Annotated in this window: 18 protein-coding genes; 10 read left to right on the top strand and 8 right to left on the bottom strand. The window is 62.6% G+C overall.

Annotation, left to right across the window (positions count from 1 at the left end; genetic code table 11):
• Positions 1–89: 89 nt before the first annotated feature.
• From HYH08_RS19790 to petA, 4 genes are all read right to left on the bottom strand, one after another.
• Entirely contained in the window at positions 90–398 is a 309-nt protein-coding gene (locus HYH08_RS19790; protein ID WP_220011483.1) for a hypothetical protein, read from the bottom strand.
• Positions 399–499: 101 nt separating this feature from the next.
• A complete protein-coding gene (locus tag HYH08_RS19785; RefSeq protein ID WP_220011482.1) occupies positions 500–1,174 on the bottom strand; it encodes a dienelactone hydrolase family protein in 675 nt (224 codons plus the stop codon).
• A gap of 163 nt (positions 1,175–1,337) precedes the next feature.
• Positions 1,338–3,410 carry a cytochrome b/c1 gene (fbcH, locus tag HYH08_RS19780; protein ID WP_220011481.1) on the bottom strand — a complete coding sequence of 691 codons (2,073 nt, stop codon included), beginning with the start codon at positions 3,408–3,410 and terminating at the stop codon, positions 1,338–1,340.
• Positions 3,411–3,472: 62 nt separating this feature from the next.
• Positions 3,473–4,003, bottom strand: a complete 531-nt coding sequence (petA, locus tag HYH08_RS19775) for a ubiquinol-cytochrome c reductase iron-sulfur subunit (protein WP_041748489.1) — start codon at positions 4,001–4,003, stop codon at positions 3,473–3,475.
• Between the two features lie 279 nt (positions 4,004–4,282).
• Here petA and HYH08_RS19770 point away from each other — a divergent pair, with 279 nt between their 5' ends.
• Genes HYH08_RS19770 through HYH08_RS19750 form a run of 5 tightly spaced genes read left to right on the top strand, consistent with a single transcriptional unit; the run spans position 4,283 to position 7,413 of the window.
• Positions 4,283–4,741 (top strand): tRNA (cytidine(34)-2'-O)-methyltransferase, encoded by a 459-nt coding sequence (locus HYH08_RS19770; RefSeq protein ID WP_220011480.1) that lies wholly within the window; start codon positions 4,283–4,285, stop codon positions 4,739–4,741.
• A gap of 18 nt (positions 4,742–4,759) precedes the next feature.
• Complete coding sequence (queE, locus tag HYH08_RS19765; protein WP_220011479.1) at positions 4,760–5,392, top strand: 7-carboxy-7-deazaguanine synthase; 633 nt, start codon at positions 4,760–4,762, stop codon at positions 5,390–5,392.
• Positions 5,393–5,409: 17 nt separating this feature from the next.
• Positions 5,410–5,775, top strand: coding sequence for a 6-pyruvoyl trahydropterin synthase family protein (locus HYH08_RS19760; protein WP_220011478.1), 366 nt, complete (start codon positions 5,410–5,412; stop codon positions 5,773–5,775).
• A 4-nt stretch (positions 5,776–5,779) separates the two neighbouring features.
• Entirely contained in the window at positions 5,780–6,679 is a 900-nt protein-coding gene (gene hemF / locus HYH08_RS19755) for an oxygen-dependent coproporphyrinogen oxidase (protein ID WP_220011477.1), read from the top strand.
• Positions 6,670–7,413 carry an HAD family hydrolase gene (locus HYH08_RS19750; RefSeq protein WP_220011476.1) on the top strand — a complete coding sequence of 248 codons (744 nt, stop codon included), beginning with the start codon at positions 6,670–6,672 and terminating at the stop codon, positions 7,411–7,413. The genes hemF and HYH08_RS19750 overlap by 10 nt, the downstream gene beginning before the upstream one ends.
• 327 nt (positions 7,414–7,740) lie before the next feature.
• Here HYH08_RS19750 and HYH08_RS19745 read toward each other — a convergent pair whose 3' ends face one another.
• A complete protein-coding gene (locus tag HYH08_RS19745; protein ID WP_220011475.1) occupies positions 7,741–8,658 on the bottom strand; it encodes a hypothetical protein in 918 nt (305 codons plus the stop codon).
• A 236-nt stretch (positions 8,659–8,894) separates the two neighbouring features.
• On the opposite strand from HYH08_RS19745, the gene HYH08_RS19740 reads away from it, so the two are divergent.
• From HYH08_RS19740 to HYH08_RS19730, 3 genes are all read left to right on the top strand, one after another.
• Entirely contained in the window at positions 8,895–11,135 is a 2,241-nt protein-coding gene (locus HYH08_RS19740) for a Vps62-related protein (RefSeq protein ID WP_349631449.1), read from the top strand.
• A gap of 199 nt (positions 11,136–11,334) precedes the next feature.
• Positions 11,335–12,381, top strand: coding sequence for a hypothetical protein (locus HYH08_RS19735; RefSeq protein ID WP_220011473.1), 1,047 nt, complete (start codon positions 11,335–11,337; stop codon positions 12,379–12,381).
• A 132-nt stretch (positions 12,382–12,513) separates the two neighbouring features.
• Positions 12,514–12,732, top strand: coding sequence for a YodC family protein (locus HYH08_RS19730; RefSeq protein WP_220011472.1), 219 nt, complete (start codon positions 12,514–12,516; stop codon positions 12,730–12,732).
• Between the two features lie 163 nt (positions 12,733–12,895).
• Here the strand turns inward: HYH08_RS19730 and HYH08_RS19725 are convergent, their stop codons facing one another.
• Positions 12,896–13,669 (bottom strand): MBL fold metallo-hydrolase, encoded by a 774-nt coding sequence (locus tag HYH08_RS19725; RefSeq protein WP_220011471.1) that lies wholly within the window; start codon positions 13,667–13,669, stop codon positions 12,896–12,898.
• 76 nt (positions 13,670–13,745) lie between these two features.
• Between HYH08_RS19725 and HYH08_RS19720 the strand changes: the two genes are divergently transcribed.
• Positions 13,746–14,639, top strand: coding sequence for a LysR family transcriptional regulator (locus HYH08_RS19720; RefSeq protein ID WP_220011470.1), 894 nt, complete (start codon positions 13,746–13,748; stop codon positions 14,637–14,639).
• 50 nt (positions 14,640–14,689) lie between these two features.
• Here the strand turns inward: HYH08_RS19720 and HYH08_RS19715 are convergent, their stop codons facing one another.
• The gene (locus HYH08_RS19715) at positions 14,690–15,430 is read right to left on the bottom strand and encodes an SDR family oxidoreductase (RefSeq protein WP_220011469.1); all 741 of its coding nucleotides are present in this window, start codon (positions 15,428–15,430) and stop codon (positions 14,690–14,692) included.
• 296 nt (positions 15,431–15,726) lie between these two features.
• Here HYH08_RS19715 and HYH08_RS19710 point away from each other — a divergent pair, with 296 nt between their 5' ends.
• Positions 15,727–16,002: a hypothetical protein gene (locus HYH08_RS19710; protein ID WP_220011468.1), complete on the top strand. Its 276-nt coding sequence runs from the start codon at positions 15,727–15,729 to the stop codon at positions 16,000–16,002.
• Between the two features lie 76 nt (positions 16,003–16,078).
• On the opposite strand, the gene HYH08_RS19705 is transcribed toward HYH08_RS19710, so the two are convergent.
• On the bottom strand, positions 16,079–16,348 hold the full coding sequence (locus HYH08_RS19705) for a hypothetical protein (protein ID WP_220011467.1): 270 nt from the start codon (positions 16,346–16,348) through the stop codon (positions 16,079–16,081).
• Positions 16,349–16,552: the final 204 nt, after the last annotated feature.

Genomic DNA, 16,552 nt, shown 5'->3' with positions numbered 1-16,552 from the left:
CCACCAAAGACGGGCTGGGCGGACGGCGGTGCTCATGGCCGGATACTCACCATGGCGCGGGGACGACGTCAAGGGTGGGCGGGCCCTGCCTACCGGCTGGGCGGCGCATCCTCGAACTGGTCAATCGCAGGCGCCGCTGATTGCTCGATACGATGTAGCAGCGAAAGGATCTCGGTTTGCGCGGTGAGCGTCTTGTTCTCCAAAAGTGCGATATCGCTCTTAATCTCAGTCAGGTCCCGGCGCACTTCTGCGACGTCGCGCTCCAGACGTCCGAAGCGCTCGGTATGGCGAGCTTGGGTTTCGAGCACCAGGTCCATTTTCCGGTCGAGCGCACGCAGAAAGGCCAAGGTGTGACTTGCCACCTTGGCACCATCTTCATGCGGGTCCGGCTCGGCCATGGCTCCAGCTCCGTCCCACCGCGACAGAGTAGCGGAACGGCGCCAGTATAGTTGGTCTACACCGAGACGAAAAGCCGCTCGCGGGACACCTTGGGGCGCCCCTACCCCAAATGTTTCCGGAAAAACTCCGTCGCCCGGCCCCAGGCGAGCTCGGCGGCTTCGCGGTCGTGCACGGCCTGGCGCTGCTCGTTGACGAAAGCGTGTTCGGCGTCATAGCGGAACAGCTCGAGTGACTTGCCGGCGGCCTTCATGGCCTTCTCGAAATTGTTGACCAGTTCCGGCGTGCACCAATCGTCCTTGTTGGCGAAATGGGCCTGAAGCGGGATTTTGACGTCGGCGGGCTTGGCGGCCTGCTCCGGCGGGATGCCGTAGAACACGACGCCGGCGGTGAGCTCCGGCACATGCACCGCGCCGATGATGGTGACGGCGCCGCCGAGGCAGAAGCCGGTCAGCCCGACCTTGGCGCCGTTGCGCGACAGGTACTGCGCGGCGCCGCGCACGGTCTGCGTGGTGGCGTCCATGAAGTCGAGCGAGTTCATCTCTTTGCCGGCCGCGTCGGTGTCGTGATACGGCACCACCTTGCCCTTGTAGAGATCGGGCGCCAGCGCATCGAAGCCTGCGAGCGCAAATCGGTCGCACAGGCCCTTGATCTGGTCCGACAGGCCCCACCATTCCTGGATCACGACCACGCCCGGCGCATTGCCGCGGGCGGCGTTGGCGAGATAGCCCGAGGCGTCCTTGCCGTCCGGACGCTTGAAGCTGATGGCGGTTCCCATGGTGTCCTCCGACGATGTTGTGGGGAGCGGTTGGCGGTATTTTGGCCGCTGGGAGCGCGCGGCGCAATCCACACTCTCGTCATTCCGGGCGCGCGTAGCGCGAACCCGGAATGAGGACAACAAAAAAGCCCCTTGCGGGGCTTCTTCATTTTGGCTTGGCCGCTCAGTGGGAGTCGGCCCAGACCTTCTTCTTGGTGAAGTACATCAGGAAGGCGAAGATGATCAGGAACACGAACACCTGGAAGCCGAGGCGCTTGCGTGCCTCCATGTGCGGCTCGGCGGTCCACATCAGGAACGTGGTGACGTCCTTGGCGTATTGCGCGACCGTGGTCGGCGAGCCGTCGTCATAGGTCACCTGGCCGTCGCTAAGCGGCTTCGGCATCTTGATGGCGTGACCCGGGAAGTACTTGTTGTAGTACGAGCCCTCCGGGATGGTCACGCCTTCCGGCACGTGGTCGTCGAAGCCCTGGAGCACCGCCGCGACGTAGTCCGGACCCTGCTCCTGGTACTGGGTGAAGAAGTCGAAGATGAACCAGGGGAAGCCGCGGCCGTAGGAGCGCGCCTTGGTGATCAGCGACAAGTCCGGCGGCGCCGCGCCACCATTGGCCGCACGGGCGGCCTGCTCGTTCGGGAAGGGCGAGGGGAAATAGTCCGCCGGCCGGCCCGGACGTTCGAACATGTCACCGGCATCGTTCGGACCGTCCTTCACCTTGTAGTCGGAAGCAAACGCCGCCGCCTGCGCCACCGAATAGCCGGGACCGCCGGGCTCGGCGAGGTTGCGGAAGGCGACGTAGGACAGGCCATGGCAGTTGGCGCAGACCTCCTTGTAGACCTTCAGGCCGCGCTGGAGCGCACCGCGGTCGTACTTGCCGAACGGGCCCGAGAACGACCATTTGTTGCCCGGCGGCTTGTCGCTGCCTTCGGACGCCTTCGCGCTGTCGATCGAGCCCGCGAACAGCGAACCGGCAAGCGCCAGCACGATCGCGGTCGAGACCATCGGAGTCGACCGGCTGCCGGTCTTCGCCAAGACCGCATCCGAGATCGAGTTCGGCACCGGCCGCGGCGTCTCGATGCGAGAGAGCAGCGGCAGCACGATCAGGAAGTAGGCGAAGTAGCAGACCGTCAGCACCCGGCCGGCGATCACGTAGATGCCTTCCGGCGGCTGCGCACCGAGATAACCGAGCAGGATGCAGACCGCGACGAAGATCCAGAAGAACTGTTTGGCCAAGGGCCGGTACTTCGACGACTTCGTCTTTGCTGCATCCAGCCAGGGCAGGAAGCAGAGGATGATGATCGCCGAGAACATTGCGATGACGCCCGCGAGCTTGTTCGGGATCGAGCGCAGGATGGCGTAGAACGGCAGGTAATACCATTCCGGCACGATGTGCGGGGGTGTCACGCCCGGGTTCGCCGGGATGTAGTTGTCGGCGTCGCCGAGGTAGTTCGGCATGTAGAAGATGAACCAGGCGTAAAGCAGCATAAAGCAGGCGACGCCGAACATGTCCTTGATGGTCGCGTGCGGCGTGAACGGCACCGTGTCCTTTTCCGTCTTCGGCTCGACACCGTCAGGATTGTTCTGGCCGGCCACATGCAGCGCCCAGACGTGCAGCACGACGACGCCCGCAATCAGGAACGGCAGCAGATAGTGAAGCGAGAAGAAGCGGTTCAGCGTCGGGTTGCCGACCGAATAGCCGCCCCACAACAGCGTCACGATGCTCTCGCCGACATAGGGGATGGCAGAGAACAGATTGGTGATGACGGTGGCGCCCCAGAAGCTCATCTGGCCCCACGGCAGCACGTAGCCCATGAAGCCGGTCGCCATCATCAGCAAGTAGATGATGACGCCGAGGATCCAGAGCACCTCGCGCGGCTCCTTGTAGGAACCGTAATAGAGACCGCGCAGCATGTGGACGTAGACCGCGAAGAAGAACATCGACGCGCCGCAGGCGTGCATATTGCGCAGCAGCCAGCCGTAGTTCACGTCGCGGACGATCAGCTCGACCGACTTGAAGGCGAGATCGGCATGCGGCGTGTAGTGCATCGCCAGGATCACGCCGGTCAGGATCTGCATCCCCAGCATGAAGGAGAGGATGGCGCCGAAGGTCCACCAATAGTTCAGGTTACGCGGCGTGGGATAGACGACGAAAGAAGAGTGCATGAGGCCGAGGATCGGCAGGCGCCGCTCGAGCCATTGCAGGGCCGGGTTACTCGGCTGGAAGTCGGATGGTCCGCTCATGATGCGATCCTGAGGAAATAAAACGACGAGACGGCGCGAAGCTTCGGACGCGGGTCCGAAACTCAGCCGATCTGGATTTTGGTGTCAGAAACGAAAGTGTACGGCGGCACCGGCAGGTTCGCGGGCGCGGGCCCCTGGCGGATGCGGCCGGACGAATCGTACTGCGAACCATGGCAGGGGCAGAAGAACCCGTCGTAATTGCCTTCGTGGGCGATCGGGATGCAGCCGAGATGGGTGCAGATGCCGATCACGACCAACCATTGCTCGTGGCCGGACTTGACCCGGGCCTCGTCGCTCTGCGGATCGGGCAGGCTCGCCACGTTGACGGCGCGGGCCTCGTCGATCTGTTTCTTGGTGCGGTGACTGATGTAGATCGGCTTGCCGCGCCAGAACACCTTGATGTCCTGCCCCTCGGCGACCGGGCTGAGATCGACCTCGATCGGCGCACCGGCCGCGATGGTCGACGCATCAGGATTCATTTGGGAGATGAAGGGCCAGAGCGCAGCTGCGCCCCCTACTGCTGCAGCCGCCCCCGTTGCAACGAATAAGAAATCACGGCGTGTCGGATGGTCCGCCGAAGACGCTGTCGTCACGATTCCAACCCTTTCTTCTTATGCTGCCGGTGGAACCGCTCCAGGAGCCCCCAAGGTCCCCGGAACAGTGCTGCCAGCGCCCGCGGCCCCCCGCGGCGGCAGGACTTGGCTTGTCCCCACCAAAACAAGGCGAAAACAGCAGTCCAGAATCGTTCTATTGGCACCCTTGCCGGGCGAGCGCAAGCCCGCTAACGGCGTGCGGGCGTGCAATGCACGAATTCCGCGGCCAGCGATGTTTTATTGAGACATTTCCGGCCCGCCACCCATCCGATACAGCCCATGCAGATCGCGCTTTTCCAACCCGATATCGCCCAGAACACCGGCACGATTCTCAGGCTCTGCGCCTGTCTCGGCATCGCCGCCCATATCATCGAACCGGCGGGCTTCCCCGTCTCCGACCGCCTGTTCCGCCGGGCGGGAATGGATTACCTCGACCATGTCAACCTGACCCGCCACGATTCTTGGTCCAGGTTCGAGGAATGGCGCGCCGCACATGGCTACCGCCTGCTGCTGTTCACCACCAAGGCCGCCACCGATTACCGCGATTTTCATTACCAGAGGTCGGACATCCTGCTATTCGGGCGCGAGAGCGCGGGCGTCACCGACGCCGTGGTCGCGGCCGCTGATGCCCGGCTGGTGATCCCGATCCATCCGGGGCTGCGGTCGCTCAATGTCGCCATGACCGCGGCGATGGCCGCAGGCGAGGCGCTGCGACAGCTTCGGAACCCGCAAGCTTGAGATGTTGAGGAGAGGCCATTGAGTTACGCGGTCAAGGAGATCTTCCTGACCCTGCAAGGCGAGGGCGCCCATGCCGGGCGCGCGTCGGTGTTCTGCCGTTTCGCCGGCTGCAACCTCTGGAGTGGCCGCGAGGCCGACCGGCAGTCAGCAACCTGCAAATTCTGCGACACGGATTTCGTCGGGACCGACGGCACGCTCGGCGGACGCTACGCGTCGGCTGCGGAGCTTGCCGACACCATCGCCGCGCAATGGACCGCCTCGCCCCATAACCGCTATGCGGTGCTGACGGGCGGCGAGCCGCTGCTCCAGGTCGATACTGATCTGATCGGCGCGCTGCATGCGCGCGGCTTCGAGATCGGCGTCGAGACCAACGGCACGATCGAGGCGCCCGCAGGGCTCGACTGGATCTGCGTCAGCCCCAAGGGCGGCAGCGAGTTGGTCCAGCGCCACGGCCACGAGCTCAAGCTGGTCTACCCGCAGGCGCTTGCCGCCCCCGAGACGTTCGAGGGCCTCGCCTTCGAGCGCTTCTCGCTGCAACCGATGGACGGACCCGAGGTGACGGAGAACACCGCGCGCGCGATCGACTATTGCCTGCGCCATCCGCAATGGCGGCTCAGCGTGCAGACGCATAAATCGCTCGGCATCAGATAGGATTGGTTTTCGGACAGATGTGGGAATTGACGAAATCGTTCCGCTTCGAGGCGGCGCATTCGCTGTCGGGGACGACCTTTGGTGCCGCCAGTGAAGAAATCCACGGCCACTCCTTTCGCGCCGAGGTGACGGTGCGCGGCACGCCGGATCCCAAGACGGGCATGGTGGTCGATCTCGGCCTGCTCCAGCGCGCGATGGAGGAGGTGCGGCTGGCGCTGGACCACAAGTTCCTCAACAAGATCGAGGCACTGGGCACGCCGACGCTGGAAAACATCTCGCGCTTCGTCTGGGAGCGGCTCCAGCATATCGGTAAGCTCACCCGCGTCAGCATTCACCGCGACAGTTGCAACGAGAGCTGCACCTATTACGGTCCGCAGGGATGACGACATGACATCGGCAATTGACCCGACCGTAATCGAAGACCGCAAGGCCCGCGCCCGCAGCTGGTTCGAGAGCTTGCGCGATGACATCTGCGCGAGCTTCGAACGTCTGGAAGACGACGCTCCCGAACATCTCTATCCGGGCGAGGCCGGCCGCTTCAAGCGGACGCCCTGGCAGCGCACCGATCACTCAGGCGCGGCCGGCGGCGGCGGCGTGATGTCGATGATGCATGGCCGGCTGTTCGAGAAGGTCGGCGTGCACTGCTCGACCGTGCATGGCGAGTTCGCACCGGAGTTTCGCGCGCAGATTCCGGGCGCGGCCGAGGACCCGCGCTTCTGGGCCTCGGGCATCTCGCTGATCGCGCACATGCGCAATCCGCATGTGCCGGCGGTGCACATGAACACGCGCTTCGTCGTCACCACAAAGGCGTGGTTCGGCGGTGGCGCGGACCTGACGCCGGTGCTCGACCGCCGGCGTACGCAGGACGATGCCGACACGCTCGCCTTTCATGCCGCGATGAAGCAAGCCTGCGACCAGCCGGGCGGCGTTGCCGATTACGACAAATACAAAAAGTGGTGCGACGAGTATTTCTACCTGCCGCACCGGAAAGAGGCGCGCGGCATCGGCGGCATCTTCTACGACTGGCATGACAGCGGCGACTGGGACGCGGACCTTGCTTTCACGCAGGACGTCGGCCGCGCCTTCCTGAAGATCTATCCTGAACTCGTGCGGCGCAATTTCGCGAGCGCCTGGACCACTGAAGACCGCGAGGAGCAGCTGGTCCGGCGCGGGCGCTACGTCGAATTCAACCTGCTCTACGACCGCGGCACCATCTTCGGACTCAAGACCGGCGGCAATGTGGACTCCATCCTGTCGTCGCTGCCGCCGGAGGTGAAATGGCCATGAGCACTGCAATGAGGCCCCTTCCCCGCGCCATGCTGATCGACATGGACGACACCATCCTGTCGGCCTATGGCCGGCCGGAGATCGCCTGGAACACGATCGCCAACGAGTTCGCCGAGGAGCTCGCGCCGCTGCCGCCGGCGCAGGTCGCAACCGCCGTACTCGCCTATGCGCGGCAGTTCTGGTCGACCGCGGGCGCGGAGTGGCGCATGAAGCTCGGCGAGGCACGCCGGCTCACGGTGCGCGGCGGCTTTGCCGCGCTCGCGGCCCAAGGCCATCGCGCCCTCCCCGACGATCTCGCCGATCGGCTCGCCAATCGCTTCACCACCTATCGCGAGGAAGCGATCTTCGTCTTCCCCGGCGCGCATGATGCGATCGACGCGTTCAGGGCGCGCGGCGTCAAGCTCGCACTGGTGACCAACGGCGCCGCCGACATGCAGCGCGCCAAGGTCGAGCGCTTCGAGCTGACGCATCGCTTCGATCACATCCAGATCGAGGGCGAGCACGGTTTCGGCAAGCCCGAGGAGCGTGCCTATCTGCATGCGATGGAAGCGCTCGGCGTCACCGCGAAAGACACCTGGATGATTGGCGACAATCTGGAATGGGAAGTCGTGACGCCGCAGCGCCTCGGCATCTATGCGATCTGGCTCGACGCGCATGGCGAGGGCCTGCCGGAGGGATCGACCATCAAGCCCGACCGCATCATCCGCTCGCTGACCGAGCTGGTGCCGGGATAACCGGGGGGCTGCGGCGACCAAAATTCGAAAACAACCCCATGCACAGTAGCCACGCTGCTGCAAAATCAAACGACTGCGGATTTTTCGAAAAAAAGTTTGACACGTCGGGCAAAACAGGGGCATAATGCCATCATCGCCGCGTTCGGGACCAAAGAGCCCTTGCGTGCCCTTTCCCCACTCGAACCTTTGTCATCGGCATTTCGGTCTGTGCAGGCAGATATGCGCGGCGTATCCGCAGCCACGATCGGCATGTCATGACGGCCGGCCTTGCGGTCTGCGGCGATCATCGCGTGCATCGTCGCTGTAATTCGTACGCGTGGTTTCGATTCATGGCACGTTGCACAAGTGACCCGCCGACGCCTGAGACCACTCGCGCATCGCGACCAGATTGACTGCGTCGGTGAGGTACATCCCCACTGCGAGCCCGCGGTCGTAGCTTGCCCAGAAACGCGGAAGAATCTCGATGTTGCGTCCTCCCCGACCGATGATCCTGACGAGCCCGGCGGCTTCGGCGGATATCATGAGGTTGCGGACATGGGTTCGGGAGACGCCGAAACGGCTGGTGGCCTCGATATAGGGCACGACCGCGCTCGGGTCGCCGGCGTCCATCGCAGCCTTCAGCACCGCATTCTGGATCAAGGGGCCTGCGGCATGACTGAAGAACAGCATCGTGTCCGGCAGCGTCATCATGAGCCGGGCCGCCGCAGGATTGAAGGACGGAGATTTTCTGCAGTGAAGGAGATAAAAGTCCCGGTCGCGCGCGAGTATCGGGCCGTAGTCGTGATCCAGATACAAATTCGCAAGGGGCACGTAGTGAGCCACCAGCCATTCGATGTGATGCGCGCGCAGCCTGTCCGTGGTTGCCAGCAATCGGGCGCGGCCGTCTCCGGGCGCCCTGCGCAACTCGAGAAACCCGACCTCCCGCAACCGCGCGATCAGATGATCCACCTGCCGGTCGCTTGCGTATCCAAACAGGGCAAGCTCTCGCTTAAGGGCGCCGACGGTGAACCACGTCTCACGCCGGGAAGGGTCCTGCGCGGCTTCAAGGACTGCCGCACAGTGGAAGACGAAAAACCGCCCCGCTTCCAGTAGCAGCCGAACCAGAAACGGTTCGCCCTCGTACACTTTCAAGAAGCTTGTCAGATAGGCGTGCCGCGCCTCCGGCAAGCGGGGATGCCGCACGATCTCATCAAGCGTCAATCGCAGCCGGCCCCCGACAAGGCGCTCAAGTTCGTCCTGCTCCAAAGCCGCCCCCGGTCTTGATGCGGGGAACATATTAGGAGACGAGCAGCGATAGGCGCAATGTTTTCCATACAACCCTGAGTAGAAACCGCTAGGTTTTCCGCGATCGCTCAGGCGCGGCTGGTTCATTAAGGGCGAGCCAAGTCCAGGCGGCAGCGCAATATTTTGATTTTGCGACAGCCCGGCAGCGATGCTCTGTGACGTAACGCTTTTCGACAGAAATACTATCTTAAGTAGAAATTTTTGCGACGATATTCATATGGAGTCCATCGATCATGACCGACACCGATCAAGATGTCCTGCTCGCTCCCAAACTCGCAAACGTGAACAGTCAGGCGCCGGACCGCCCGAGCCTCGATGAGATTCATTCCCTCATCCAGCAGTTTGGGCCGCTTGTCCGGCTTCACCCTGACGAGAAATACCTGATGGACGAACCGGAGGCCTTATTGGCGACCGGCCAATGCGCCCTTGTAGCGGGCCTCGTCCAGAATGAAACGAGCTACGACGGGTTCACTCAGACCATCCTCTCATCCGAGGCGGTTTCGTCCGGCCGCACCCTGCTCGATGCGGTCGCGCGGGCCAAGCAGGGCCCGCAGGCGGGGAATCGCGCGTTTCGGTACTGGCTGAACATTCCGGACAGTCTCAAGCCGGGCAACATGGCGCGCGCAAAGGCGCAGGTCCGGGTGAAGGCGTGGGCGCAAGGAGGCATCGACCTGCAGTTCTGGTTCTTCTACGGGTTTAACGGCCCCGGCAAATTCCAGGTTAAATTCTCGCACCAGGAAGAGCCGCAACGTTACGAGCTGGACAGCATTGGCCGCCATTACGGCGACTGGGAGCACGTTACCATACGGCTCGCGCGTCCCCAGCCGTCGGCCCCGTGGCAGCTTCGCAACGTCTACCTGTCACGTCATGATTTCACGATCTGGGCGAACGTGCTCAGCCAGCTCCAAATTGTCGGCCAACACCCGGTCGTCTATGCGGCGCGAGATTCGCACGCGCACTATATCGATCCGGGATTGCATTTGTACGAGCGGCTCAGCAAAACGGACGCTGGCGTTACGACCGCTACGGTCGATGCTTACGATCTCACGGCAGACGGCGGTATCCAATTCGAAGCCTGGAAGCCCGAGCACTACGCGATCATCGCGTCGGATTTCGCGGAGCATGATGTCAGCTCCCCAGCGTGGGCCTCTTTCGATAGCCGATGGGGCCAATATGAAAAGCTGAGCTACACCTATCATCTGACCTTCGCCGGCGCGACCGTCTATTCGCATCCCTATGAAACGGTCGAATCCGGCCCGTCCGGTCCGCTGCAACACGACCCGGGCGGCGGGCTCGCAGCCGAATGGGCCAGCGACAATATGGGCCAGGGCTACGGCGCCTTGAGCTGGCTGGTCGGCGACATCGCGGGCGACGGCAAGTCCAAGATCATCCAACCCTGGGGCAACGGGTCAAGGCTCGGAATGATCGTCTATGGTGGCGACGGGTTCGGCGGTCTGACGCAGACCTGGGCAACCGACAACATGGATGACAACGGGCCGGGCGCGGTGACGTGGCTCGCGGCCGACATCGATGGCGACCGCAAGACGGAAATCATTCAGGGCTGGAGGAACGGATCGAGCCTCGGCTTCATCGTCTATGGCAGCGACGGCCGTGGCGGGCTGACGACATTGTGGGGCACCGGGGACATGGGACAGGGTCCCGGCGCGCTGACCTGGCTTCTCGCCGACGTCAATGGCGACGGCAAGCCGGAGATCGTGCAGCCCTGGGCGAACGGCTCGAGCCTCGGGCTCATCGTCTATGGCAGCGATGGCGGCAAAGGCTTGCGTTGTTTGTGGGGAACCTCGGACGTCGGCCAGGGCCCAGGCGCGGTCGCCTGGCTGGTCGGCGACTTCAACGGCGACGGCCGCGACGAGATCGTACAGGCCTGGGCAAACCACGACAGCCTCGGCTTCATCACGTACGGCAGCAAGGACAGCCAGGACAAAAACGAGCTGAAGGTCCTCTGGTCGACCGACAATATGCAGCAAGGACCGGGCGCCGTGACATGGCAGGCCGCCGACATCAACGGCGACGGCAAGACGGAGATCATCCAGGGCTGGGCCAACGGCTCGCAGCTCGGCTTCATCGTCTACGGTAGCGACGGTCGCGGCGGCCTCAAGGTGCTCTCGGCCACCGATCATACCGGCGACGAAGGTCCGGGTGCGGTCGCATGGCAGGTGGGCGATTTCTCCGGGTCGGGCAAGCCCGAGCTTCTCCAGCTGTGGGCCAATAACGGTTTCAACCTCGCCATGATCCTGTACGGCAGCGACGGCAAAGATGGTCTCACGAAGCTCTGGGGGAGCCCCGATCTGGGCGAGGGCCCCGGGGCACTTGCGTGGCTGCAGGGCCGCTTCAATGGACTCGACAATCAACTTGTGCAGGCCTGGAAGAGCGGCTCCAATCTGGGTTTGATCGCCTACAGCAAGTCGACCGAATAACTGAGCAAGCTCGAAGCGCGGCCAAGCAATTGTGGTCAATTGCGGTGACATGGTCACCGCAATTCCGCAGTTTCGGACGGCCCGCCGCGCGATTTTGCGACAACGTCCCTGCCTCACTCGACGTGAACTGCCTCACACGCCGCGATCGGGAAGTGCGGTATCCTTGCGCCATGGGGCGTGGAGTGAGTTGGAGGCAGCAATGGAGCAGGACCTTCCGAAGGACGCAGCGCGCACGCAACCTTCCCCCGAGGCTCCCGGCGTGTGGCAGAAGATCCAATCCTGGGACAGCCGCTTGTCGGTCACCAAGGGATTGACGGCCGTCACTTTGCTGACCGGCTTCCTGGGCGGATACTTCCAATATCTGAATTCCTACGAGCAGAAGGTCGGCGAGCAGGCCAAGGCCGACATGCAGAAGGCCACGGAGACCTTCATCGAGATTTCAAACGCGTTCGCCGAGGTCCAGATGCTGCAGGAGAGCATTCCGCCCGAGCGGTTCGGCGCGATGAAGGCGCAGGCAAGTCCGGCCTTCATCCCCGTGGACACCAAGACGCTCGAACCGTTCGCGGATTATTGGAAGGCGCGAACGGCCTTGCGGCGGAACGGCGCCATCTTCGCCCGCAAGGCGGAGATCTACATCGATTGGCCCAGCGACATGGACCGCGATGCGGCGGCCGAGCACACGCTCGATCAGGATCCCCTGACCGCCACGTTGCTCACGAAGTACAATTTCGATTGCGAATCCGAAGCCAATCTTCCGCAGTTCAAGGGCGCGGCCTACAACGGAAGCGATCTCGGACGCCCCACCGAAGAGCTCTGCAACGACCCGGGCGCCGACGGGCCGAAGGCCTATGTCGCCCTCTGTGCCCGGCTGCCGGGCGGGGCCGTCGATCCCCTGCAGAAGGTCGTCGCGCTCAACTGGTGGAGCACCAAGCACCATGTTCTGGTGATGAACCATTGCTTCGAGGCGCTGCGCGGCCAGCCCGGTGCGCTGGCATCGAGCAGCGATGTGCCCGGCGATCGCAAGCCAGACGCCGTGAAGCCGCCGCTCAGCAGCGAGCAGAGGCTGCAATTTCAGGCTCGCCGGCTCGACGCATTCATGACGCTGACCATGGCGCAGCTCGACCGCATCAGGGTGCGCTACCGGCCGACCGGCTTCGTCTGCCACGTTCCCGTGGTGCGCGACGCCATCGGCTATTTCAGCAACGAGTGCCTGCCGATCCAGCCGGCCAAAAGCGAACGTGGCTGAGCGAACATAGCCGGGACTTGCCGCGCCCAAGTGGCGGTGAAAGCACCTCTCGCCGCACGCCGGGCTCGCGTGATCGGGGTGTCATGACCGCCTGCTAGCCTCCTCCGGATCGATCAACTGGAAGGACCATCCATGGAATTGAAAGCCGGCGATATCGTCATGCTGAAATCCGGCGGCCAGCCGCTCACCGTCGCAGAGGTCAAAGGCGACGACATTTTGTGCCTCTGGATGGGCATGGAAGGCGATCTCTTCCGCGAGACGCTGCCGCTGGCCACGCTGGTGCAGGTGGAAGAGGATGAGGATGAGGATGAGGATGAGGACGACGAAGACGAGGATGAAGACGACGAGTAGGCAGGCCGACGGCCGCATCCTCGTCAGATGGGAGTGTTCGGGTCCGGTCCTCCTGACGTGCGCTGCTCTGCCGCCAACGGCGTAGCAGCGGACGTCGATGTCGCGGAAAGAACAAAAGCTGACACCGGGAAGGTGGAACATTCGCCGGTTTGGCGGAGGTTTCCTACCATGAAATGGTCAAGGGTTTGCCTTTCTCAAATCGATTTAGACGCCTGGATAAATTGAACGCAGCGAAAACGTCGGCGAGTTGATCCTGAGTTTCGCGCAAATGGCCCCAGCCCTCGTTATGCACGGAAACAAGAACGGCATCTGGAAAGGCGTGTGCAGCTTCCAAAGCATCTTCGCTCCCCATGGTCATGTGATAGCGGCCGCGAGGTTCGGCCGCCCCGGTATGCAGGATGACAACCTTCGGCGAAAACCTCCGCGCCACCTCAGCCGTGCCATCGAACCAGAGAGTATCACCCGTGATATAGACTAGGTCGCCGGGCGCCTCCGTTCCCAGAGCGAAGCCGACGACATCTCCGACGTCGATACCGATGGGGCCATGGCGCGCGGGGGTGGCAGTCACGATCAATCTTTCGCGACCATCTCCTTCCAGATATCGAGTTTCGAAGGGATTGAAGCCAATTGCGTTTTGACCGAGGCGCTGCGCCCCCGCCCTGGTCGTATAAACCGCCTCGACCATCGGCAGCAGCGACCGGCCCGAGTTATCGAGATTGTCGAAATGATGATCGTGACTCAACAAGACCGCGTCCAGCTTGCCAATCTCGGCAATCGGGATGCTTGGCCCGTCAGTCTTGACATGCCTTACAGGGCTGTGCGGGCCTTGATACTGGCCGGGGGGATCGAAAGTGGGATCGGTGAGCAGGCGATAGCCACCGTACTCGATGAGCACGGTAGGGCCACCAATCAGTGTGAGAGTGATAGAACGAGGCATGGCGGGATTCTTCGTTGTTGAGGGCCATCGCAGATAAACCGCTGGCGCCCTGAGAGAAATCCACTATCCTTTCTCAATGGCTGATAAAAAACGCACAGCGCTGGATTGGGAGGATGTGCGGGTCTTCCTCGCGCTTGCTCGTCACGGCAGTTTGTCAGCTGCCGCCCGCGTGCTGTCGGTGAACCATGCGACGGTCTCCCGCCGCGTCCAATCATTGGAACGATCTTTAGGCGAGCGATTGATCGAGCGGCGTGTGGATGGTTACGTGCTCACTCCAGCAGGGACGCGCTTGCTGGGACCGGCGAACGAGATGGAGACGGCGGCGGCCAACCTGAGCCGTGGCGGGCGGGGCGACCAGCCTGTTGGGCTTGTGCGCGTCAATGCGCCGCCAAGTCTCTCACAGCTCTTTCTCGCGTCCCGTCTCGCTGGACTTTGTGAGAAGTATCCGGGGATCGACATCGATCTGGCGACCGACTTTCGAACGGTGAGCCTGGAGCGGCATGAAGCCGACATTGCCCTCCGCTTTGGACGCCCCCAGGATGGTGACGTTCTGGCCAAGCGGTTGCGGTCGATCGCGTTCGGGTTCTACGCTACTGCGGAATACCGGCGCCGCATCAAGGCCGGCGCAGATCCAACTTTCGTCGGATTTGATGAGGCGAACGCTCACTTGCCGGAAGCGCTTTGGCTGTCCAGACACTTCGCCCGCAACCGCATGTCATTTCGGACGAATAGTCAGTCTACTCAATCTGTCGCGGCTAGAGCGGGTGCAGGCATCGCGCTGCTGCCGCACTTCGTCGGCAAAATGGATGATAAACTCGTGGTCTGCGATCTTGAGCCCGAACCACCCGCACGTGAGCTCTGGCTGATCATCAGGCGACAAAATCGGGACAGTCTTCACATCAGAGCTGTTGCCGAGCATATCACTTTCGTTTTCGCCAATGAACCCGGCTTCTTTGAGAAGAAGCGATAGGCCGTGGGTCGGTTGGCGGCGACTCTTGCTTCAGCTCACGTCGTTGACGTTCAGATTGCTTGAGCTGTCGGACGGATCACTATCTCATTCACGTCGACATTGGCGGGCTGCTCCATTGCAAACGTGATGGCACGAGCCACGGCTTCGGCCGGTATCGCATTCTTGTAGATCGCGAGCATGCGGGCGCTGTCGGAGCCTGTCGTCTTGTATTGCATGCCGGTATCTACGGCGCCTGGCGTGATCAGGCTGGAGCGTATGGGGGTGTTCGCAAGTTCTGCTCTCATCCCCTCCGACAGGGCTCGAAGAGCAAACTTCGAGGCCGAATGCACAGCCCCTCCGGGCGAAAACACTTTCAATCCGTGGACCGAGCTCAGGTTAATGATATGCCCTCGCTGCTGCTCGAGGAACACAGGCAGAATGGCGGCGATCGCCCATAGGGCTCCCTTGATATTCAGGTCAATCGTCGTCTCCCATTCTTCCGTATTGGTCTCGCTCAAGGGACGGACGAACATTATTCCCGCGCAATTGATCAGCGCGTCCAGCGCGCCGTAATCGCGCAAGACGAGCTGAACGAGAGCTTTCACCTGGTCCTTGTTTGTGATGTCGACGGGGTAGGCGCGAGCAACACCACCCTTGTTCTGGATATTTCTCGCGACAATCTCAGCCTGCGCCTGATTTATATCGGCGACCGCGACCTTTACTCCTTTCGCCGCCAAGTCTTGCGCCGCTGCTGATCCGATTCCACCGGCCCCTCCAAGGATAAGGGCTACCGTGTCTATGATCCCGCTCATTCGCCGCTCCTCGTCACAACAAGCGAAAACGTAGTCGATGGCGGACCGAACTTGAATGCGCGTTTTTCAACCGCCACTGCGAACAAATGCACACATCGAAGCTGCGATTTCGTCTGCGCAGGATGGGTTGAGCCCCTGCGAGACCCCGTCGATGTCTCATTGCGAGGCTTTGATCCGTTCCGCTTCGCTCTACCCATCCTACGAGCTAAGGGCTGTTATCGGATGTCGGGCAGACACGCGCACACGCCCTGGCATTCCTGACGGAACACCGCCCCGATCCTGTCGTTGTGCTCTTCGTGCGCAAGTTCCTGAACTGGTTTTTCCGCAATCGCGAAAACGGCGCCATCACGGTCGCTCAGTGGCCCAATCCCGCCCTGTGGCTGGTGATCGCGGCGGCCGTTCTGCTCTGGATCTGGCCCTCGTCAGGCCGAGCCAGCGCCGCCCTTGCGGTTGTCGTCAAGGGCGGTCTTCTCGTCTGGGCCGCCGACGAGATCGTGCGCGGCGTAAATCCCTGGCGCCGCTGTCTCGGAGCAGCTGTCGCCGTCTACGAGCTCATGAGCCTTCTGACGTGACGCCGGGGCTTCATCCGCTGAAGAGTACCAGTGACACGAGGGCGCGCTTCGGGACGCACCGTCGAACCGCTTGCGCTCACTTGCCGCCAGCGCCGCCGCCGGCCTGGCTGCCCATGTTGTTGGTGTTGCTTCCGCCGGCAGAGGGAGGCTGCGTGCCGTTGCTGCTGGCGGACTCGTTCTGCATGTTGGAGGCCTTCCCGGTGGTCATCCCCTTTGTCGCAGGGCCGCGCGAGGATTGACCGACATCGCCCTGACCGGATGCGCCCGGCGCGGGTTGGTTCGTCTGTGCGACGGCGCCCGTTGCCATGGCGATGATACAGGCTGATGCCAACAGGATCTTCTTCATGTGACGTCTCCCTGGTTTCTTCGTTGTTCAAGACAACGCGACATCGGGAGCGCGCGTTCCTTGAGCAGACTGCACTGATTTGCCGGAACCTCTGTAAATTAGGAACGTCCGCATCGACCCTTGATTGAACAGTCATCACCGCACGATGCGGAGACATCACAGTCGCGACACGTGATGAGGTTCACGGCGGACGCCTGATCGCGA

Source organism: Bradyrhizobium sp. BR 10289, from assembly GCF_019455385.1.
Lineage (GTDB): Bacteria > Pseudomonadota > Alphaproteobacteria > Rhizobiales > Xanthobacteraceae > Bradyrhizobium.
Note: the sequence above shows the minus strand (reverse complement) of the source record. Positions and strands in the feature narration are given on the sequence as shown.